This window comes from Pseudomonas asiatica, assembly GCF_009932335.1.
Taxonomy (GTDB): Bacteria; Pseudomonadota; Gammaproteobacteria; order Pseudomonadales; family Pseudomonadaceae; genus Aquipseudomonas; species Aquipseudomonas asiatica.
The window spans coordinates 468,056-486,981 of record NZ_BLJF01000003.1 but is presented as its reverse complement, the minus strand read 5'-3'; the positions used below and the strand labels follow the sequence as shown (position 1 = coordinate 486,981).

Annotated in this window: 21 protein-coding genes; 4 read left to right on the top strand and 17 right to left on the bottom strand. The window is 63.9% G+C overall.

Annotation, left to right across the window (positions count from 1 at the left end; translation table 11 throughout):
• Positions 1 to 80: 80 nt before the first annotated feature.
• On the bottom strand, positions 81 to 584 hold the full coding sequence (locus GYA95_RS24810) for a 2-thiouracil desulfurase family protein (protein ID WP_015272195.1): 504 nt from the start codon (positions 582 to 584) through the stop codon (positions 81 to 83).
• A complete protein-coding gene (locus tag GYA95_RS24805; protein ID WP_024087880.1) occupies positions 571 to 1,203 on the bottom strand; it encodes a 2OG-Fe(II) oxygenase in 633 nt (210 codons plus the stop codon). The genes GYA95_RS24810 and GYA95_RS24805 overlap by 14 nt, the downstream gene beginning before the upstream one ends.
• 113 nt (positions 1,204 to 1,316) lie before the next feature.
• Between GYA95_RS24805 and GYA95_RS24800 the strand changes: the two genes are divergently transcribed.
• A complete protein-coding gene (locus tag GYA95_RS24800; RefSeq protein ID WP_015272197.1) occupies positions 1,317 to 2,069 on the top strand; it encodes a DUF2059 domain-containing protein in 753 nt (250 codons plus the stop codon).
• On the opposite strand, the gene bipL is transcribed toward GYA95_RS24800, so the two are convergent.
• On the bottom strand, positions 2,070 to 2,996 hold the full coding sequence (gene bipL / locus GYA95_RS24795; protein ID WP_015272198.1) for a phospholipase BipL: 927 nt from the start codon (positions 2,994 to 2,996) through the stop codon (positions 2,070 to 2,072). It lies immediately after the preceding gene.
• A 212-nt stretch (positions 2,997 to 3,208) separates the two neighbouring features.
• Between bipL and GYA95_RS24790 the strand changes: the two genes are divergently transcribed.
• A complete protein-coding gene (locus GYA95_RS24790) occupies positions 3,209 to 3,778 on the top strand; it encodes a DUF6436 domain-containing protein (protein WP_015272199.1) in 570 nt (189 codons plus the stop codon).
• On the opposite strand, the gene GYA95_RS24785 is transcribed toward GYA95_RS24790, so the two are convergent.
• Positions 3,757 to 4,323, bottom strand: a complete 567-nt coding sequence (locus GYA95_RS24785; protein ID WP_015272200.1) for a sugar O-acetyltransferase — start codon at positions 4,321 to 4,323, stop codon at positions 3,757 to 3,759. The two genes, GYA95_RS24790 and GYA95_RS24785, sit on opposite strands and share 22 nt — an antisense overlap.
• 86 nt (positions 4,324 to 4,409) lie before the next feature.
• Here GYA95_RS24785 and GYA95_RS24780 point away from each other — a divergent pair, with 86 nt between their 5' ends.
• Both GYA95_RS24780 and GYA95_RS24775 read left to right on the top strand, forming a co-directional pair.
• Complete coding sequence (locus GYA95_RS24780; protein ID WP_015272201.1) at positions 4,410 to 6,815, top strand: penicillin acylase family protein; 2,406 nt, start codon at positions 4,410 to 4,412, stop codon at positions 6,813 to 6,815.
• An 85-nt stretch (positions 6,816 to 6,900) separates the two neighbouring features.
• Positions 6,901 to 7,719 (top strand): alpha/beta fold hydrolase, encoded by an 819-nt coding sequence (locus GYA95_RS24775; protein ID WP_043936295.1) that lies wholly within the window; start codon positions 6,901 to 6,903, stop codon positions 7,717 to 7,719.
• Positions 7,720 to 7,848: 129 nt separating this feature from the next.
• Here GYA95_RS24775 and GYA95_RS24770 read toward each other — a convergent pair whose 3' ends face one another.
• From GYA95_RS24770 to cysT, 13 genes are all read right to left on the bottom strand, one after another.
• The gene (locus tag GYA95_RS24770; RefSeq protein WP_015272203.1) at positions 7,849 to 8,721 is read right to left on the bottom strand and encodes a transporter substrate-binding domain-containing protein; all 873 of its coding nucleotides are present in this window, start codon (positions 8,719 to 8,721) and stop codon (positions 7,849 to 7,851) included.
• Complete coding sequence (locus GYA95_RS24765; protein ID WP_015272204.1) at positions 8,718 to 9,491, bottom strand: amino acid ABC transporter ATP-binding protein; 774 nt, start codon at positions 9,489 to 9,491, stop codon at positions 8,718 to 8,720. The genes GYA95_RS24770 and GYA95_RS24765 overlap by 4 nt, the downstream gene beginning before the upstream one ends.
• On the bottom strand, positions 9,488 to 10,147 hold the full coding sequence (locus GYA95_RS24760) for an amino acid ABC transporter permease (protein WP_015272205.1): 660 nt from the start codon (positions 10,145 to 10,147) through the stop codon (positions 9,488 to 9,490). The genes GYA95_RS24765 and GYA95_RS24760 overlap by 4 nt, the downstream gene beginning before the upstream one ends.
• Positions 10,128 to 10,793 carry an amino acid ABC transporter permease gene (locus tag GYA95_RS24755; RefSeq protein WP_015272206.1) on the bottom strand — a complete coding sequence of 222 codons (666 nt, stop codon included), beginning with the start codon at positions 10,791 to 10,793 and terminating at the stop codon, positions 10,128 to 10,130. The genes GYA95_RS24760 and GYA95_RS24755 overlap by 20 nt, the downstream gene beginning before the upstream one ends.
• A gap of 283 nt (positions 10,794 to 11,076) precedes the next feature.
• Positions 11,077 to 11,862 (bottom strand): MetQ/NlpA family ABC transporter substrate-binding protein, encoded by a 786-nt coding sequence (locus GYA95_RS24750; RefSeq protein WP_013974690.1) that lies wholly within the window; start codon positions 11,860 to 11,862, stop codon positions 11,077 to 11,079.
• Positions 11,863 to 12,037: 175 nt separating this feature from the next.
• Complete coding sequence (locus tag GYA95_RS24745; protein ID WP_015272207.1) at positions 12,038 to 12,868, bottom strand: sigma 54-interacting transcriptional regulator; 831 nt, start codon at positions 12,866 to 12,868, stop codon at positions 12,038 to 12,040.
• A 64-nt stretch (positions 12,869 to 12,932) separates the two neighbouring features.
• On the bottom strand, positions 12,933 to 13,514 hold the full coding sequence (locus GYA95_RS24740) for an alpha/beta hydrolase (RefSeq protein WP_015272208.1): 582 nt from the start codon (positions 13,512 to 13,514) through the stop codon (positions 12,933 to 12,935).
• Between the two features lie 282 nt (positions 13,515 to 13,796).
• Positions 13,797 to 14,198: an ExbD/TolR family protein gene (locus GYA95_RS24735; protein WP_054573412.1), complete on the bottom strand. Its 402-nt coding sequence runs from the start codon at positions 14,196 to 14,198 to the stop codon at positions 13,797 to 13,799.
• Position 14,199: 1 nt separating this feature from the next.
• Positions 14,200 to 14,919, bottom strand: a complete 720-nt coding sequence (locus tag GYA95_RS24730) for a MotA/TolQ/ExbB proton channel family protein (protein WP_015272210.1) — start codon at positions 14,917 to 14,919, stop codon at positions 14,200 to 14,202.
• A gap of 30 nt (positions 14,920 to 14,949) precedes the next feature.
• The gene (locus GYA95_RS24725) at positions 14,950 to 15,741 is read right to left on the bottom strand and encodes an energy transducer TonB (RefSeq protein ID WP_015272211.1); all 792 of its coding nucleotides are present in this window, start codon (positions 15,739 to 15,741) and stop codon (positions 14,950 to 14,952) included.
• A gap of 387 nt (positions 15,742 to 16,128) precedes the next feature.
• The gene (locus GYA95_RS24720; protein WP_013974693.1) at positions 16,129 to 17,118 is read right to left on the bottom strand and encodes a sulfate/molybdate ABC transporter ATP-binding protein; all 990 of its coding nucleotides are present in this window, start codon (positions 17,116 to 17,118) and stop codon (positions 16,129 to 16,131) included.
• A 3-nt stretch (positions 17,119 to 17,121) separates the two neighbouring features.
• On the bottom strand, positions 17,122 to 17,994 hold the full coding sequence (cysW, locus tag GYA95_RS24715) for a sulfate ABC transporter permease subunit CysW (protein ID WP_015272212.1): 873 nt from the start codon (positions 17,992 to 17,994) through the stop codon (positions 17,122 to 17,124).
• 11 nt (positions 17,995 to 18,005) lie between these two features.
• Complete coding sequence (gene cysT, locus GYA95_RS24710; RefSeq protein ID WP_013974695.1) at positions 18,006 to 18,824, bottom strand: sulfate ABC transporter permease subunit CysT; 819 nt, start codon at positions 18,822 to 18,824, stop codon at positions 18,006 to 18,008.
• Between the last annotated feature and the right edge of the window lie 102 nt (positions 18,825 to 18,926).

Sequence of the window (18,926 nt, the reverse complement as noted above, 5' to 3'; positions counted from 1 at the left end):
CCTATCACGGCCTCTTCGCAGCACAAGGCTGCTCCTACAGGGATCGCTTACCCTTGTGCTGCGAAAGGGCCGGGACAGGCTCAAGCCGAAAGCCCAGCCAACGCCTGCTCCGCCAGTTCCAGCTCCAGCTCGCTGAACACCAGCACCCCCGCCCGCCGCAGTAATGCCGTGGTCACCCCTTCCCCGGCCACCTTCACACCACTGAACGTGCCGTCATAGGTCAACCGGTTGCCACACGAAGGGCTTCCAGCCTTCAGCACGGCCACGCGAATGCCATGCCGGCGCACCAGGTCCAGCGCCCGCTGCGCCCCGGCCAGGAACTCGGCGCTGACATTCTCGCCCGTCACCGTAAGCACCTGCGCGTCACCATCGAGCACCTCCCCACCCTGCCCGCCCGGTATCTCTGCAGGCGGCCGTGGAGTCGGCAAGCCACCCGCCACTTCCGGGCACAACGGCACCACGCGCCCTTCGGCCTGCCAGCGCTGCAACAGGTCGGGGTGACCACTGGCTCGGCCGTCATAGCGCACTGGCTGCCCCAGCAGGCAGGCGCTGACCAGCACCTTGGGCAGGTCAGAACGGGTCATTGCCACGGCGTCGGAACCAGCCGGTCAACGACAGCCGCTCACGCCCGGCCGGCAGCACCTCATGGGGCACCTCGCCCGACAGGAACACTACCAGGCAGCCCGCCACCGGCTCGACATCATGCTCGACACCATCCGCCAGGAACATGCGCAACTGGCCACCGTCCTGCGGCTGCCAGCCTTCATTCAGGTACAGGACTGCCGACACCATGCGCCGGTCATCATCGCGGAAGCGGTCAAGGTGCCGGCGATAGAACGCCCCTGGCGGGTACAAGGCAAAATGGCACTCGAAGTCTTCCAGGCCAAGGAACAGGCCCTGGTTGATGGCCTGGCGCAGCTGGTCCATGGCGCTCAGGTACTGGTCGCAGGCCTCGGCCTGGCCGGGGTCGATCCACTGGATCTGGTCGCCGCGAATGGCCTCGCGCACCTCCTGGGCAGCACCGCGCCCAACCCCTGCAGGGTTGAGTTCGCCTTCGGCATCACGGCGCCGGCACTCGGCCGCGAGCGCACGCACCAGGTCGGCAGGCAGAAAAAGCGCCTGCTGGGACCAGCCATGGGTGGCCAGATCGTCGACGACGGCCGCAAGCATCGGGTGTTCAGGGGAGATGTGCATGGCGCGCATCATATCCATTAGCCATGCCGGCGCACAGCGCCACTTGGCCGAGAAGCACGCGGATATCTCGACAAACCGGCGCCCGGCCACGGACAATAGCCACCTGCCGACAGGAGTCCTGAATGCGCCGTCTGTTTTCCCTGATTCTGCTGATGATCTGCACCGTGCCTGTCTGGGCAGACAACCTGGATCAACTGTACAAGGCCGCCGGCTGGCCCGACCAGCGCGCCCATTTCAATGATGCCCTGACCGCTGCCCAGGAACGCTACCGCAACAGTTTGCCACCCGCCGTGTACCAGGCGCTGGTAAACAACAGCAACCAGCGCTTCCAGGCCCAGGCGGTGGACCGTCGCGCCCAGGCGCAGCTGCGCGCAACCTTGGCCAACCCGGCACCGGCGCTGGCTTTCTTCCGGTCGCCGCTGGGGCGCAAGGTGGTGGCTGCGGAGCTCAAGGCCACACGCAAGGACGAACTGGCCAGGAATGCCAAGGGCTTGCCGAAGATCCAGGCCAGCGATGATCGCCTGCTGATAATCGGGCATCTGGCCCAGGCCCTGCCGGCGCGCGAAGCCGGCGCCGAAGTGAGCCTGGCCATCGCCGGCGTGGCTGCCGACAGCCTCAGTTCGATGATCCCCGGCCTGTTCGGCGGCGGTCAGGCCCAGGGCCTGCTCGATGGTCAGCGCCAGCGTCTGATGAGCCAGATTGGCGAAGACCTCAACAACACGCTGCTGTATGTCTACCGCGACCTGTCCGATGCCGAGCTGGAAGAGTTCGCCACCTTTGCCGAGTCGCCGGACGGCAAGGCTTACTACCAGGCAGCCCTGGCCGCTGTACGCGCAGGCCTGGCGGTTGGCCAGAGCACCAACGACCTGAAGTGATCAGTTCAGGCGCTGGTCGATGAAGTCGAAGTAGCGCTTGCGAATGCCAGGTAGCTCGTTGGCCAGGTGGTGACGGGCCTCGGGCAGCATCAGAATCTGCGGCTCGGCAAACTTGGCCTTGAGTACTTCGAGGTTGTACGGCCAGTCCACTGTGCCATCCGCTTCTCCTTGCACGATCAACGGCCGCCGCGAGCTGCGCGGCGCGGCTTCGATACGCTTGACCCAGGCAATCAAGGCGCCCACCCAGGCGGTTGGCAGACGGCGCGGTTGCAGCGGGTCGGCTTCGAGGAACGGCAGGAAGGTCGGGTCATTGGTGTTCTCGCTGAAGCGCCGCTCGATGCCATTCACGAAGTGACGCAACACGCGATAGCTCAGCTTCGACCAGCGCCAGGCACAGGGCCGCACCAGCGGTGCCAACAGGATGACCTGGCCATCGATGGGGCTGCGCGCGCCTTGGTACAACAGGTGGTCCACGGCGATGGCGCCACCGGTGCTTTGCCCGCACAGGTGCCAGGGGCGCGGCAGTTGCAGCGTGCGCGCCTGTTCGAGCAAAGCCTCCAGCACCTGCTGGTAAACCGCGAAATCACTGATGCTGGCCCGCTCGCCGCTGGACAGGCCATGGCCGGGCAGGTCGCAACTGATCACGGCGAACCCCTGTTTGAGCGCCCAATCGATCACGTGACGGTACAGCCCCATGTGATCGTAATAGCCGTGCAGCAGAAACAGAGTCGCGCTCGGCTGCTCGGGTAGCCAGGCCTGCCCGACCAGATCGAACCCCGCGGCCTGGAAGCCGCCCAGCCAACTGTGAGCCGACAGGTTGAGGCCATAGAAGCGCTGGTAGTCTTGCGCCTGCGCCGACAACGGCTGGCGAACGGTCAGCGGCGCCAGGCTGGTGCGCAGGAGGTCGGGATGAAAGGCAGCGGGCATCGGGTACATCCACAGTGAAGCAAGTATTGATCTGGGATATTCAGCTCTGGCTGGCGTCGTGGCAAGCTTGCTCGATTTCAGGCCGATAGCGGTATCCCCCGGTAGGAGCAGCCTTGTGCTGCGAAGAGGCCGGTACTGCCACAACAACTCCCTCAGTCATGCCGGCCCTTTCGCAGCACAAGGCTGCTCCTACAGAGGGCCGCGGAAACTTCATGAAGACTCGGATCATCAAACCGCTGTGCACGGCAATCGCCCTTCTGGTCGGCGTGACCATCCTCTGGCAGGCCTACACCACCTTCCAGGCCCGCTACCTGCGCCCGTTCGACAACCAGGCCACGCTGTTCGACGGCAGCCAGCTGCAGTTGCCCCCCGAACTGGCAGGCCCCGGCCCGATCCGGGTAGTGCATTTCTGGGACCCGGCCTGCCCGTGCAACGTCGGCAACCAGCAGCACCTGGGCGACCTGGTCAGCCGGTTCGCCAGCCAGGGCGTGACCTTCCACGTGCTGCAAAAGCCCGACAGCCACGGCCAGCTGCCAGCCAACCTCACCGCCCTCAAGCCACTCGCCAGCCTGCCCGGCAGCGAACACCTGCCCGCCTCCCCGGCCGTGGCCATCTGGGACCGGCAAGGCCACCTGGCCTACTTCGGCCCTTACAGCGAAGGCGCGGTGTGCAATGCCAGCAACAGCTTCATCGAGCCGATCCTCAAGGCGCTACTCGACGGCCGCCAGGTGAGTGCCTCAAATACCCTGGCGGTGGGCTGCTACTGCCCCTGGGCCGGCTGACGCACCCGCGCAGGGTTGCCCACCACCACCGCCCCAGCCGGCACATCCCGAGTCACCACACTACCGGCACCCACCACGGCGTTATCGCCAATGGTCACCCCCGGCAGGATGATCGCCGCGCCGCCGATCCACACGTTGTTGCCGATGGTCACCGGCCGGCCACTCTCCAGCCCAGTGCGGCGCACCTCGGGGTCGAGCGGGTGGTCGGCGGTATAGATCTGCACGTTGGGGCCGATCTGGCAGTCATCACCGATACGCACCGGCAGCACATCGAGGATCACGCAGTTGAAATTCATGAAGGTGTTGCGGCCGACGCTGATGTTGTAGCCATAGTCGCAATAGAACGGCGGGCGGATCACCGCGCCTTCGCCGACCTGGCCAAAGTGCTCTACCAGGAGCCCATGACGTGCGTCGTTGAGCAATTCGACACTGCTGTTGTAGCGGTGCATCCAGTGCTTGTTGGCGATCTGCTCGGCCTGCAGCTCGGGGCAGCCAGCGTGATAGAGCTGGCCTGTAAGCATTTTCTGTTTTTCGCTGAGGGACATGGAAACTCCTTCCTGGGGCTATGCTCTGGTCGCGAATCCGCCGATCATCGGACCACATTTTTCGCTTGAACGCACAAGGAGCCTGCATGAAGCGCAGCTTGACCCTGTTGGCCGTGATGGTTGCCGTGGCCGCCGGCGCCGGATACTGGTATGTGCAGGGCAAGCTGCCGCAACGCGAGGGCGACGTGGCCATCGCCGGCCTGCAGGCGCCGGTCAACGTGCGCTACGACGCCCGTGGGGTGCCGCACCTGCAGGCGCAGAGCGAGCCGGACCTGTATCGTGCTCTCGGTTACGTGCATGCCCAGGACCGGCTGTTCCAGATGGAGATCCTGCGGCGCCTGGCCCGGGGCGAGCTGGCCGAGGTACTGGGCGACAAGCTGCTGCCCACCGACACCCTGTTCCGCAGCCTGCGCATTCGCGAACAGGCAGCACTGATGGCCAAGCGTCAGGACCGCCAGTCACCCGCCTGGCAAGCCCTGCAGGCCTACCTCGACGGGGTGAACAGCTGGCAGGCCAGCCACCCAAAACCCGTGGAGTTCGACCTGCTCGGCATCACCCCACGCCCCTTCAGCGCCGAAGACACCCTGAGCATCGCCGGCTACCTGGCCTACAGCTTCGCCGCCGCGTTTCGCACCGAGCCCGCGCTGACCTACATCCGCGACCAGCTGGGCCCTGAGTACCTGAACATCTTCGATCTCGCCTGGCAGCCCGAGGGCGCCTTGGGTACACCGCTAGCTGCTGCCGACTGGCAAAGCCTGGAGGCCCTCGCCCACCTCAGCCATGACGCGCTGGGCGATGCGGGCATCCCGCAATTCGAGGGCAGCAACGCCTGGGCCGTGGCCGGCAGCCGCACCCGCAGCGGCAGGCCGCTGCTGGCCGGCGACCCGCACATCGGTTTTGCGGTGCCGGCGGTGTGGTACGAGGCCGAGCTGTCGGCGCCGGGCTTCAACCTGTATGGCTACTTCCAGGCGCTCAACCCGTTCGCCCTGCTCGGCCACAACCGCGACTTCGGCTGGAGCCTGACCATGTTCCAGAATGACGACGTCGACCTGATCGCCGAGCGCACCAACCCTGCCGACGCCAACCAGGTGATGGTCGATGGCAAATGGCAGGCGCTGGAAAAGACCGAGCAGCAGATTGCCGTCAAAGGCGAAGCACCGGTCACCCTCAGCCTCCGCCGCTCGCCCCATGGCCCGATCGTCAACGACGTGCTGGGTGCCATTGCCGGGCCCACGCCAATCGCCATGTGGTGGGCGTTCCTAGAAACCGAAAACCCGCTCCTCGACGGTTTCTACCATCTCAACCGCGCGGATACCCTGGGCAAGATGCGCGAGGCTGCGGCCAAGGTGCATGCGCCAGGGCTGAACCTGGTCTGGGCCAATGCCCGTGGCGATATCGGCTGGTGGGCGGCGGCGCAGTTGCCGATCCGCCCCGACGGCGTCGACCCCGTGTTCATCCTCGATGGTGCCAGTGCGCAGGCGGACAAGCTCGGCTTCTACCCCTTCAGCGTCAACCCCCAGCAGGAGAACCCGGCACGCGGCTACATTGTCTCGGCCAACTACCAGCCTCCAGCAGCAGTGCCGATACCCGGTTACTACAACCTGCCGGACCGAGGCCGCCAGCTCGATCGCCACTTGGCCAACCCCGACGTGAAGTGGGATACCCAAAATAGCCAGGCGCTGCAGTTGGACACTGGCAGTGACTATGGTCCGCGCACCCTTGCACCACTGCTGGCAACGCTGCGCGCAGTGGCCGAAGGTGACGAAGAGAAGGAGCTGGTCGAGCAACTGGCAGCCTGGAGCGGCGACTACCCGCTCGACTCGACCAGTGCCACGCTGTTCAACCAGTTCCTCTACGAGCTGGCATTCGCGGCCTTGCATGACGAGCTGGGCGACACCTGGTTCCCGGTGCTGATCAGCACCCGCGCCATCGACGCAGCCCTGCCGCGCCTGGCGGCGGATGCCGATTCACCGTGGTGGAACACCCGCGGAGCCAACCAGCGCACCGACCGTAACGCCGTGGTGCGGATGGCGTGGCAGAACAGCTTGAAGCACCTGCGGGAAACCCTGGGCAACGACCCGGCCAGTTGGCAGTGGGGCAAGGCCCATACCCTGACCCACAACCACCCGCTGGGGGTCAAAAAGCCGCTGAACCTGCTGTTCAACGTCGGCCCGTTCGCCGCACCGGGCACCCATGAAGTGCCGAACAACCTCTCGGCGAAGATCGGCCCGGCGCCATGGCCGGTGACCTATGGGCCGTCGACGCGGCGGCTGGTCGACTTTGCCGATGCCGGGCAGGCGCTGACCACCAACCCGGTCGGGCAGAGTGGTGTGCCGTTCGACAGGCATTTTGCGGATCAGGCCGAAGGGTATGTGCAGGGGCAGTACCAGAAGGCGCAGATGGGGGTGATTCCGGCGCAGAGTACCTTGCGTCTGGTGCCAGCCCATTCGCAGCACAAGGCTGCTCCTACAAGAGACCGCGATCCCCTGTAGGAGCAGACTTGTGCTGCGAATGGACCGCAAAGCGGCCCCCGACAATTTCGAATACCCTACAGCGCTCCCAGCCGAGACCCATTCCATGCAAAGACACTTCATCGAAATCGACGGCGCCCGCATGAGCTACATCGACCAGGGCCAAGGCTTCCCGGTCCTGCTCGGCCACAGCTACCTGTGGTCCGCCCAGATGTGGCAGCCGCAAATCGAAGCCCTGTCAGCACACTTCCGCGTCATCGTCCCTGAGCTTTGGGGCCACGGCGGCTCCGATGCTCCGCCTGCCACGACCATCGACATTAACAGCCTGGTCCGCCAGCACCTGACGTTGCTGGACAAACTGGAAATCACCAGGTGCCACCTGGTCGGGCTGTCGGTAGGCGGTATGTGGGGGGCACCGCTGGCTGCTACCCACCCTGACCGAATTGATCGCCTGGTGCTCATGGACACTTACCTGGGCGCCGAGCCGGAGGAGACTCGGCTCAAGTACTTCGCCTTGCTGGATGCCGCCAGCGAAGCCGGCGAATTCAGCGACCTGCTGCTCGACATCATCGTGCCTATTTTTTTCCATGCAGGCGGCCAGACCGTGCCTGAAATCCGTAAGCGGTTTCGCGCTCAGCTAAAGGCAAGCAGTGCACAAACAATTTCCGAGAGCCTCGATCCCATGGGGCGGATAATCTTTGGACGACACGACCTGCTGGAGCAACTCGAGCAGCTGCCGAGCGAGAGAACCATCCTGATGTGCGGCGACCAGGACATTCCGCGGCCGCCGGAAGAGTCCAATGAAATGGCGCGGATCATTGGCTGCCTGGCGGCGCAGATTCCGTTTGCGGGGCATATCTCCAGCCTGGAGAACCCACGGGTGGTGAATGAGTTCCTGTTGAACTGGCTGCCGCGCAACCAGTGAGATTGCCGGGGCTGCTTTGCAGCCCTTGTGGGAGCGGGTTCACCCGCGAAGCAGGCAACGCGGTGCATGGCACCGGCTTCGCCGGTGTTCGCGGGTGAACCCGCTCCCACAACAGCCTCATTTACCCGACTAACCCTGCCACTTGCCCCCTTCCACAATCACGCTTTCCGGCTTGGTGTCATCGCTCAGTTCCTTGCGTACATACTGGTCATACAGCTTCAGCAGAAACTTCTCCTCCCCCAATTTGGCCAGCTCGGCATTCACCCAGTCACGCAGCTCGGTGTTGCCCTTTTTCACCGCCGGTGCAATCGGTGCCTCGTCACCCAGCAGCTCAGGCAGCACGCGGTACCCCGGGTTCTGCTTGGCCCAGCTGAACAGAATCAGGTTGTCCTGCGCATAGGCATCGCCACGCCCGGTGGCCAGCGCCTGCAGCGACTCGCTGTTCTTCTCGAACTTGAGCAGTTTCCAGTCCGGGTGGTTCTTGGTCAGCCAGATATCAGCGGTAGTGCCGGTGGTGACGATGATGGTCTTGTCGGCCAGGTCGTCGAGCTTCTGCACCGGGCTGCCATCCGCGACGATGGCCTGCACGGCAACGCGCAGGTTGGGGTTGGTGAAGTCCACCGCTTCCTTGCGCTCCGGGGTCACGGTCATGTTGGCGAGAATCAGGTCGACCTTGTCGCTCTGCAGGAACGGGATACGGCTGGCCGGCTCCACGGCAACGAACTCGACCTTGTTTTCATCACCCAGCAGGTCCTTGGCCAGGCGCCGGCCGATATCGGTATCAAAGCCCACGTAGCGGCCCTGCTCATCGACGAAACCGAACGGTGGCTTGTCGGTGAACACGCCGACAATCAGCTTGTCGCGGGCCTTGATGGTTTCCAGGTAGCTGGTGGCCGGCGAGGCCGCCGCCGGCTTGGGTGGCTCTTCAGCCTTGTTGCAGCCGGCCAGCAGGGCCAGGCCGAACAACGGCGCCAGCAGTTTGGTGAGGTTGGCAGTTTTCATGACAGTTCCTTGTGCAGTGTCTTCGGCAGGCTTTCTACGAAGGAGAATTTCTCCAGGAACTGCTGCGCGCGTGCGGTCCGCGGTCGTGTGAAGAAGCTCTCGGGGTCGCCCTGTTCAAGGATCCTGCCGGCCTCCATGAACACGATGCGGTCGGCCACCGCGCGAGCGAAGGCCATTTCGTGGGTAACGATGAGCAAGGTCATGCCGTCGCGGGCCAGGCCCTGGATCACCTGCAGCACCTCCTTGACCATTTCCGGGTCGACGGCTGCGGTAACCTCGTCGAACAGCATCACCTCGGGGTTCATGCACAGCGAACGCACGATGGCGATGCGCTGTTGCTGGCCCCCGGACAATTGCCGGGGAAAGGCGTCGCGCTTGTCCAGCAGGCCGACCCGCGCCAGCAACGCCTCGGCCTGGGCCTGGGCTTCGGCGCGCTCGCGCCTTTGTACCTTGAGCGGGCCAAGCAGCAGGTTGTCGATCACGCTCATGTGACCGAACAGGTGATAGCTCTGGAACACCATGCCGACCCGCTGGCGGATCTCGCGCCAATCGGTGCGCGGGTCGAGCAGCTCCTGCCCGGCCAGGCGCAGGTGGCCGCCGTGGGCCTGCTCCAGGCCGTTGAGGCAGCGCAGCAGCGTGCTTTTGCCACAACCGCTGGGGCCGAGGATGACCACCACCTCGCCGGCCGCCACCTGGAGGTCGACGTCCTTGAGCACCTGGTGCTCGCCAAAGAACTTGTTGAAACCCTGAAATTCGATCAATGCGCTCATGAGTGGGCCCAGCGGCGTTCCAGCACGCGTGAAGCGGCGGACAGCGGATAGCAGACGATGAAAAAGAACAGGAACAAGGCGCCGTAGATCAGCACCGACTCGTAGGTGCGTTCGATAATCTGCTGGCCGGCCTTGATCACCTCGACCACGCCGATCAGCACCGCCAGCGAGCTGGTCTTGATGATCCGCGTGTAGATGTTGATGGTTGGCGGGGTCATGCGCTTGAGCGCCTGTGGCAACAGCACGTAGCCATACAGCTGCCAGCCGGCCAGGCCGATCGACAACCCCGCCTCGCGCTGGCCGCACGGCAGCGAGCGCAGCGCGCCACGCACCACCTCGCCCACCTCGCTGGCGCCCCACAGGCCCAGCACCAGTACCGCGCACCAGAAGCTGGGGATGCTCAGCGCCAGGAAGATCGGCAGGCCGAAGAACACCAGGTACAGCCAGACCAGCACCGGGATGGCACGGAACAGCTCCAGGTACACCTGCAAGGCAATGTTCAGGGCCCGGTTGCCCAAGGTTGCCAGCACGCCATAGAGCACACCGCCCAGCGTCGCGAAGAGGATGCCCAGCGCAGAGATGGCCAGGGTCTGCGCCGCGCCGCCAGCCAGCTGCGGCAATGCCTGCAGCAGCAGTTCAGACGCCGAACTGGCCATGTTGCAGCCTCCTTTCGATATAGCGCAGCAGCAAGGACAGCGGCAGGAACAGCAGCACACAGAGCAGGGTCAGCACGGTGAGCATTTCATAGGTCTTGTAGTACAGCGCGATGTAGTTCTTGGTCGTGTAGAGAATTTCCGGCACGGCCACCGCCGACACCACGGTGGTTTCCTTGAGCAGGAAGACGAAGTTGGCGAACAGTGCCGGCAGGCTGAGGATGCCCGCCTGGGGCAGCACCACATGGCGCAGTAGCTGGCCTTCGGACAGGCCGATGGAGCGCCCGGACTCCAGCTGGGTACGGGGCACGGCCTCGATGCCGGCACGCAGCACCTCGGTGAGGTAGGCACCGCCCATGAAGGTCATGGTGAAGATTGCAGCGGCAAAGCCGGAAATCTTCAGGCCCAGGCTGGGCAAGGCGAAGTAGACGAAGAACAGCTGGATCAGCAGCGGCGTGTTGCGGGCCAGCTCCACGTAGGCTTTTACCAGGCGCCACAGGTACGGGGTGCGTAATACCAGCAGTGTGGCGTTGACCAGAGCGACCAGCAGCGAGGTGGCGATGGCGATCAGGCCGACCTGCAGGGTCACGCCCACGGCCTTGAGGAAGGCGGGCAGCGTGCCAAGGATGAATGTGGTGTCGAGGGTCATGGGTAAAGCAGGTCTGCAGGGTGCGCGTGGGCACGATAAATAGACTCTAATGATCTAAAAACTTTTTAATAAATATCTTTTTCATATATACATATCACTGAGAATTCAGCGCTGATGGCATGTATTGCCGGCGCATACAGGACCTTGTGGGAGCGGCTTTAGCCGCGAACACCGGCGCAGCCGGTGCCATGCACCGGGTTGAATTCTTCGCGGCTAAAGCCCAGAAATGAAAACGCCGACACAAGAGTGTCGGCGTTGGGTCATGCAAGGTAATGCAAGCGCATCAGAACGCCGGCAGCACCGCACCTTGGTACTTCTTGGCGATGAATTCCTTCACTTCCGGGCTGGTCAGGGCCTTGGCCAGTTTCTGGATGGCTTCGCTGTCCTTGTTGTCCGGGCGGGCGACCAGGAAGTTCACGTATGGCGAGTCGCTGCCTTCGATCACCAGCGCGTCCTTGGCCGGGTTCAGGCCGGCTTCCAGGGCGTAGTTGGTGTTGATCATGTCCAGGTCGACTTGGTCCAGCACGCGCGGCAGCATGGCCGACTCAAGCTCGCGGAACTTCAGCTTCTTCGGGTTCTCGGCAATGTCCTTGGGGGTGGCCAGGGCGTTCTTCGGATCCTTCAGGGTGATCAGGCCAGCCTTCTGCAGCAGTAGCAGGGCGCGGCCGCTGTTGCTGCCCTCGTTAGGGATGGCAACGGTAGCGCCTTCTTTCAGTTCGCTCAGGCTCTTGACCTTCTTCGAGTAACCACCAAAGGGTTCGACATGCACGCCGATCACGGTTTCCAGGTGGGTGCCCTTGCCTTCGTTGAAGTTCTGCAGATAAGGCAGGGTCTGGAAGTAGTTGGCGTCCAGGCGCTTCTGGTCAACCTGCACGTTCGGCTGCACGTAGTCGGTGAAAACCTTGATCTGCAGGTCCACACCTTCCTTGGCCAGGGTCGGCTTGATCAGCTCGAGGATTTCGGCGTGCGGTACCGGGGTGGCGGCGACAACCAGTTTCTCGGCGGCGGTAGCCAGGCCGGCAAACGACAGGGCAGCGGCCAGGGCAGTGGTCAGCAGGGTCTTCTTCATGGTGATCCTTGTTCTGGTTCTGGGCCATCGACGATGGCGAATCGGGTGCCCAACCGGTTCACCAGCGGGCGTGAGGCGGACAATACCCAGATTTTTTATTCCGCAAAAATATCTTTTATTTAGCTGCTTATTCCAAAAACAAAATGCTATCAGCCATTTTGCTTTTGAGCAGTGCCTAGCGCGCAGGATCGGGCAGGTCCAGGTCCTCTGCCAGGATCTCCTCGCCATCATTCAGCAGCAAGGCAAAGTGGATGACATTCTCCAGTTCACGGGTGTTGCCGGGCCAGGGGTGTGCCTCCAGCGCCTGCTGTGCCGCCTCGCTAACCAGCGGCACAGGCCGCTGCAGGCGCACGCTGTAGATGCCCACGAAGTACTCGGCCAACGGCAGGATATCGCCCGGCCGCTCGCGCAGTGGCGGTAGCTCCAGCGCTCCCTCGCGCAGGTACTGGTACAGGCGCTCGTTGAAGCGCCCCGCGCGCACCACCCGCGCCAGATCGATGCTGGTAGCGGCCACCAGGCGCACGTCCACCGGTTGCGGCTGCTGCGCGCCCACCCGGGTAACCTCGCGGTTTTCCAGGGCGGCCAGCAGCTTGCCCTGGATGGCCAGCGGCAAGTCGGCGATCTCGTCCAGGTACAACGTGCCGCCGTTGGCAGAGCCGAACCAGCCGGCACGGCTGCTGGCTGTGCCACCTTGGCTGCCGGCACTGTAGCCGAACAGCTCGGCATCGGCGTAGGTGGGGCTGATGGCAGCGCAGTTGACCGACACGAACAACCCGCTGCGGTCACTGGCACGGTGGATCTGCCGGGCCAGCAGTTCCTTGCCGGTGCCGGTTTCGCCACGGATCAGCACCGGCAAGGATTGTGGCGCCAGGTGCTCGAGCTCCTCGCGCAACTGCTGCGAACGTGGGTCGATGAACACCAGCGCCTTGGCGCGGATGCTCAGCGGGCTCTTGTCCAGTTCAGGGAAGGTCAGCAACGGCTGGCCAAAAGGGTTTTGAAAAGTCATGACGAACTCCCGCCCCAGGCCTTCAATGGCCGGGCGTCAGGCAAACGGTAAACAGTAAGGGCGATCAGGCGCGGCGCAGTGCGCGCTGCTCGACCCGGCTCTGCAAGCGATACAAGTAGGCGAAACCTTGTTCCCAGCGCTCATGGCCGGACTTGACGTTGATGTGCCCGGCGTTGGTCAGCAGCCCTGCTTCGGCGCCCCAGACCTGGGCCAGATACAACGCCCTTGGCACGCTCACGGCCGGGTCGTTGTCCGAGCTGACCACCTGGCTGGGGAATGGCAGTGCTTCGGTCGGGATCGGTGCGAAGTTGCGCAGAGCTGGCGCGCAGGTCGGCCGCTCCACGTCAGCGGGTGCCACCAGCAGCGCGCCACGTACCCGCCGCAGCAGGGCCGGGCTGGCCTGCGCGGCCCAATGAGCGACGGTTATGCAGCCCAGGCTATGGGCAATCAGAATCACCGGCGAGCGCTCGGCGGCAATCGCCTGCTCCAGTGCCTGCACCCAGTCCTGGCGTTGCGGAGTCAGCCAGTCGTTCTGCTCGACCCGCATACTGTTCGGCAGGGTGCGCTGCCAGTGACTTTGCCAATGATTGTCTGGCGATCCTTGCCAGCCCGGCACAATCAGGTAACGAATCGACTCATTGCGCATGGGGACGCCTCCGGTGAGTTTGCGTGCTTGGAGACAAGTATAGGGAGGGAGTTATACCAGTAAAGGAATAAGAAGCTATTTATTAATAACCAAAAATCTCAATATCTTGTGCGACCCCTGTGGGAGCGGGCATGCCCGCGAAGCAAGCACCGCGGTGGATGGCACGGGCTTCGCCCGTGTTCGCGGGCACGCCCGCTCCCACAGGGATCACGCAAAAAAAAGGAGCCATCCCCTGCCAAGAGATATGCCCCCTAAGCACTTGCCTGAAGAAAGTTGACGGGTTCAGCGCGCGGTAATCACCGCCAGCTTGCTGATCCCGGCACGTTCGATAGCCGCCATGGCCCGCGCCACTTCGCCGTAGTTCACGCCGTCATCGGCCTGCAGCTGTACGCGCAGCTCCCCGTCCTTGTCCTTGGCAGCCTTGAGGCTGGTTTCCAGCAGGTCTGGCTGGATCTCGTCCTTGTTGATGAACAACTTGCCGTCACCATCAATGCTGACCACCAGCGGGTCCTTCTGCTCCACCGGGGCCACAGCCTCGGTCTTGGGCAGGTTGATGGGGATGGCATTGGTCAGCAGCGGCGCGGTGACGATGAACACCACCAGCAGCACCAGCATGACGTCCACCAACGGCGTGACGTTGATTTCACTGAGGACTTCGTCGCTGTCCTGGGTCGAAAAGGCCATGTCAGGACGCCTCCTTCACCGGTTGGGTGAAACCGGCCTGGGGCCTGTGCACGGCCGGGTGCACCAGCACGCGGAAAGCACTCTTCTGCGCCAGGCTGTAGAAGTCGTGGGCGAAGTCATCGAGGTCGGCGGCGGTTAGCTTGAGGCGGCGCAGGAAGTAGTTGTAGACCAGCACCGCCGGCACCGCGACGGCGATACCCACGCCGGTGGCCACCAGTGCCGCGCCAATCGGCCCGGCCACGGTTTCCAGGCTGGCGGAACCAGCCGCGCTGATGCCCTTGAGCGCTTCCATGATGCCCCAGACGGTGCCGAACAGGCCGATGAAGGGCGAGGTACTGCCAATACTGGCGACCACCGCCAGGCCGGTTTCCAGCGAACGGCGCTCACGCACGATCTGCTGGCGCAGGGCGCGCTCCAGGCGGTCCTGGTGGTTGATGGCGTGGCTCAGGTCATTGGCCTGGCTGTCACCGACTGCGATGGCGGCATAACCGGCCTGGGCAACACGGGCGACAGGGCCTGGCAGGTGGTGGCTGGGCTCGGCAGCCGAGTCCAGGCTCGAGGCGGCCCAGAATTGCTGGTGGAAGCGTTTGTCCTGGTTCTTCAGCCGCACGAACTGCACGACCTTGACCAGGGCCAGGCCCCAGGTGACGACAGAAAAACCGACCAGCAGCCAGATGACTGCGCTTTCAACGGATTGGAGGGGGGATGCCAGCAGGCTCATGATGATGTCTTCCTGTGTTCTGCGAAAAAGTTAGCGAAGCTTGAAATCAATCGGCACGCTGACCCAGCCGGTCTGGGCCACGTCACCCTGCTTGGCAGGCACGAAACTCCAGCGCTTGACCGCGGCCAGTGCGGCAGCGTCGAGGGCATCACGGCCGCTGCTCTTCTGGATCTGGATCTGTCCGGGCTTGCCGCTGGGCAGCACCTCGACGCGCAGCAGCACGGTGCCTTCCCAACCGCGGCGCTGGGCCATCTGCGGGTACTCCGGCGCCGGGTTCTTCAGGTACGCCGCGTTGGCCGATGCCGGGGTGACCGGGGCCGGCGCGGGTGGTGCTGGCGGGGCCGGAGCGGCCACAGGGGCTGGCGGCGGTGCTTCGACCGGCTTGGGCTGAGGTTTGGGCTGTTGCTTGACCACCGGCTTGGGCACGGGCTTTGGCTTGGGTTTGGGCTTGGCGGCCAGTTCGTCGACCACGGCCGGCGGTGGCGACTGGACCACCGGCGGTGCCGGGGCTGGTGGCGGTGGTTCGACTACAGGCGGTGCTGGCGCGGCGAACTCGATGGTCATCGGCGGTACTTGCGGTGGCACCACCGGCAGCTCGGGCGTTGGTGCCTGGTTGACCCAATACGCTGCTGCGCCATGCAGGGCCAGCACCAGCAGGCCCAGCACCAGCTTGTCGCGGCGCTTGAGCCCACTGACAGGCGTGCGTTGCAAGCGCAGCTGGCCAAGCGGGAGGCGAAGCGTGCGTCCAAGGTCGACCAGGTCACCCGGGGCCGGGCGCCATGGCTGGTCGTAGGCCCTGACGGCCGACTGGACATTACCCATTGATCAAACTCCTGGGACTCGATTCAGGTGTGTGGCTGAATCATCGGGGCCAGGGGCTTATCACTTAAAGTAATGTTTAAAATTATGATTAGAACTTTACTGAATATAGTTTTTGAAGGATTGTGGCAAAGCCGCGGAATTCGCGGGCTGTGGCCGGGCGGGTTTTCAATCATGCATTGCCGGCATGCGAAATATTCGCGTAAGGCATGAGATTGCCGCGAGGGCTGCGCCCTCGATCGCCGGCAAGCCAGCTCCCACAGGGAACGGTGTTACGCGGTCAATGTGGGAGCTGGCTTGCCGGCGATGGGCTGCAAAGCAGCCCCGGCAATCCATCAGGCATAAAAAAGCCCAGGACCAACCCTGGGCTTTTTCATCATCAAAGCCGACTCAGATATCCGCCACCTTCTGCCAAACCTTTGGCCGGAAGAACAATGTCTCCCCCCGCGCCAACCCGGTCAGGCTGTCATGGTCCTTGACCACTTCGGCCTCGATCAGCTCGCTCTGCCCCTCCACCTTCAAGGTCACCCGCGTGGTCGCGCCCAACGGCCGAATGTCGCGCACCTCGGCCGCATGGTGCCCTTCGGTCTCGTGCCGCGACAGCGACACTTCGTGGGGGCGGAACAGCACATGATGTCCTTCGCTCAGGGCCAGGCGGTTGGAATCACCGAGGAAGTGGTAGACGAAATCGTTGGCCGGGTGCTCGTACACCTCGCCCGGCGAGCCGATCTGTTCGATCACGCCCTTGTTCATCACCACGATGCGGTCAGCCACCTCCATGGCTTCTTCCTGGTCGTGGGTGACGAACACCGACGTCAGGTTGATGTCCTCGTGCAGGCGCGCCAGCCAGCGGCGCAGCTCCTTGCGCACCTTGGCATCCAGCGCACCGAAAGGCTCGTCCAGCAGCAGCACCTTGGGTTCCACCGCCAGCGCACGGGCCAGGGCGATACGCTGGCGCTGGCCACCGGACAACTGCTCGGGGTAGCGGTCGGACAGCCAGTCCAGCTGCACCATGTTCAGCAGTTCATGCACCTTCTCGGCTATCTTGCTCTCGCTCGGGCGCTCGCCCTTGGGCTTCATGCGCAGGCCGAAGGCAACGTTGTCGAACACACTCATGTGGCGGAACAACGCGTAGTGCTGGAACACGAAACCGACGTTGCGGTCGCGCACGTCATGGCCGGACACGTCCTCGCCATGGAACACGATATTGCCCTGGTCGGGGGTTTCCAGGCCGGCGATGATGCGCAGCAACGTGGTCTTGCCGCAGCCGGAAGGGCCGAGCAGGGCCACCAGCTCGCCGCTGTTGATGTCCAGGTTGATGTTGTCCAGGGCCTGGAAGCTGTTGAAGCGCTTGCTGACGTTACGAACTTCGATCGACATGAATCATTCCTCCGCGGCGCTGTGGCGCAGGCGGTTAATACGGTTCTCGCTCCACTGCTTGAGCAGCAGGATGAAGAGCGCCAGGATCAGCAACAGGCTGGCCACGCTGAAGGCCGCGACATGGTTGTACTCGTTGTAGAGGATCTCCACGTGCAGCGGCAAGGTGTTGGTCACGCCGCGAATGTGGCCGGACACCACCGACACCGCGCCAAACTCGCCCATGGCCCGCGCGGTGCACAGCACCACCCCGTAGATCAGGCCCCATTTGATGTTCGGCAGGGTCACGTGCCAGAACATCTGCCAGCCATTGGCGCCGAGCAAGCGCGCGGCCTCCTCTTCCTGCGTGCCCTGCTCCTGCATCAGCGGGATCAGCTCACGGGCCACGAACGGTACGGTGACGAAGATGGTGGCCAGGACGATGCCCGGCAGGGCGAACACGATCTGGATATCGTGGTCCTGCAGCCATGGCCCGAACAGGCCTTGAGCGCCGAACATCAGCACGTAGACCAGGCCCGCGATCACCGGCGACACCGAGAACGGCAGATCGATCAGGGTGACCAGGATACTCTTGCCACGGAAGGTGTACTTGCTCACGCACCAGGCGGCGCTGACACCGAACACCAGGTTCAGCGGCACCGAAATAGCCACGGCGAGCAGGGTCAGCTTCAGCGCCGACAATGCGTCAGGCTCGAAGATCGCCTCGAAGAAGGTGCCAAAGCCGTTCTTCAGCGCCTGCGACACCACGATCACCAGTGGCAGCAGCAGGAACAGCGCGAACACCAGCCAGCCAAGGCCGATCAGGATACGCCGCGAAGTGGCGCTGCCCCGGCGGGCAGCGTTGGCGGCGGCGGTTGCATTCAGGGATGAACTGGACATGCCGGCCTCCTTCAAGGGGTTTCGATGCGGCGCTGCAGCAGGTTGATCAGCAGCAGCAGGATGAAGGAAACCACCAGCATCAGCACGCCGATGGCGGTCGCGCCGGTGTAGTCATACTGGTCGAGCTTGACCATGATCAGCAGCGGCAGGATCTCGGTCTTCATCGGCATGTTGCCGGCAATGAAGATCACCGAACCATACTCGCCCACGCCGCGGGCGAAGGCCAGGGCAAAACCTGTCAGCCAGGCAGGCAGCAGCGCTGGCGCCAGCACATGGCGGAACACCTGCAGCGGCTTGGCGCCCAGGCAGGCAGCGGCCTCCTCCACTTCACGCGGAATGTCGGCCAGCACCGGCTGCACCGTACGCACCACGAACGGCAGGGTGACGAAGGTCAGCGCCAGGGTGATGCCCAGTGGGGTGTAGGCGATCTTGAAGCCCAGGTCGGTGGCGAACTGGCCGACCCAGCCCGAGGGCGCGTACAGGGCGGTCAGGGCGATACCGGCTACAGCCGTGGGCAGGGCGAACGGCAGGTCGATCATCGCATCGATGATCTTGCGCCCGGGGAAGGTGTAGCGCACCAGCACCCAGGCCAGCAGGGTGCCGATCACTCCGTTGATGATGGCGGCGAACAGGGCGGTGCCGAAACTCAGCTTGAGCGCGGCGATCACCCGCGGTGCGCTGATGATGTTCCAGAACTGCTCCCAGGTAAGCTGCGCGGCATGCACGAACATGGCGGCCAGCGGTATCAGCACGATCAGGCTGAGGTACACCAAGGTGTAGCCCAGCGTCAGCCCGAAGCCGGGTATGACGGGGGAAATGCGGCGTGACATAAATATCCCTGGTTGAACGCACTTGGCCCGGGAACGATCCCGGGCTGGTGCTAGCTTCTGAAATCCTGGGGCTGCTTTGCAGCCCATCGCGACGCAAGGCCG

Coding starts and splice junctions, on each gene's coding strand:
- GYA95_RS24810 (WP_015272195.1), bottom strand. CDS start 584: ATGACCCGTTCTGACCTGCCCAAGGTGCTGGTCAGCGCCTGCCTGCTG.
- GYA95_RS24805 (WP_024087880.1), bottom strand. CDS start 1,203: ATGCGCGCCATGCACATCTCCCCTGAACACCCGATGCTTGCGGCCGTC.
- GYA95_RS24800 (WP_015272197.1), top strand. CDS start 1,317: ATGCGCCGTCTGTTTTCCCTGATTCTGCTGATGATCTGCACCGTGCCT.
- bipL (WP_015272198.1), bottom strand. CDS start 2,996: ATGCCCGCTGCCTTTCATCCCGACCTCCTGCGCACCAGCCTGGCGCCG.
- GYA95_RS24790 (WP_015272199.1), top strand. CDS start 3,209: ATGAAGACTCGGATCATCAAACCGCTGTGCACGGCAATCGCCCTTCTG.
- GYA95_RS24785 (WP_015272200.1), bottom strand. CDS start 4,323: ATGTCCCTCAGCGAAAAACAGAAAATGCTTACAGGCCAGCTCTATCAC.
- GYA95_RS24780 (WP_015272201.1), top strand. CDS start 4,410: ATGAAGCGCAGCTTGACCCTGTTGGCCGTGATGGTTGCCGTGGCCGCC.
- GYA95_RS24775 (WP_043936295.1), top strand. CDS start 6,901: ATGCAAAGACACTTCATCGAAATCGACGGCGCCCGCATGAGCTACATC.
- GYA95_RS24770 (WP_015272203.1), bottom strand. CDS start 8,721: ATGAAAACTGCCAACCTCACCAAACTGCTGGCGCCGTTGTTCGGCCTG.
- GYA95_RS24765 (WP_015272204.1), bottom strand. CDS start 9,491: ATGAGCGCATTGATCGAATTTCAGGGTTTCAACAAGTTCTTTGGCGAG.
- GYA95_RS24760 (WP_015272205.1), bottom strand. CDS start 10,147: ATGGCCAGTTCGGCGTCTGAACTGCTGCTGCAGGCATTGCCGCAGCTG.
- GYA95_RS24755 (WP_015272206.1), bottom strand. CDS start 10,793: ATGACCCTCGACACCACATTCATCCTTGGCACGCTGCCCGCCTTCCTC.
- GYA95_RS24750 (WP_013974690.1), bottom strand. CDS start 11,862: ATGAAGAAGACCCTGCTGACCACTGCCCTGGCCGCTGCCCTGTCGTTT.
- GYA95_RS24745 (WP_015272207.1), bottom strand. CDS start 12,868: ATGACTTTTCAAAACCCTTTTGGCCAGCCGTTGCTGACCTTCCCTGAA.
- GYA95_RS24740 (WP_015272208.1), bottom strand. CDS start 13,514: ATGCGCAATGAGTCGATTCGTTACCTGATTGTGCCGGGCTGGCAAGGA.
- GYA95_RS24735 (WP_054573412.1), bottom strand. CDS start 14,198: ATGGCCTTTTCGACCCAGGACAGCGACGAAGTCCTCAGTGAAATCAAC.
- GYA95_RS24730 (WP_015272210.1), bottom strand. CDS start 14,919: ATGAGCCTGCTGGCATCCCCCCTCCAATCCGTTGAAAGCGCAGTCATC.
- GYA95_RS24725 (WP_015272211.1), bottom strand. CDS start 15,741: ATGGGTAATGTCCAGTCGGCCGTCAGGGCCTACGACCAGCCATGGCGC.
- GYA95_RS24720 (WP_013974693.1), bottom strand. CDS start 17,118: ATGTCGATCGAAGTTCGTAACGTCAGCAAGCGCTTCAACAGCTTCCAG.
- cysW (WP_015272212.1), bottom strand. CDS start 17,994: ATGTCCAGTTCATCCCTGAATGCAACCGCCGCCGCCAACGCTGCCCGC.
- cysT (WP_013974695.1), bottom strand. CDS start 18,824: ATGTCACGCCGCATTTCCCCCGTCATACCCGGCTTCGGGCTGACGCTG.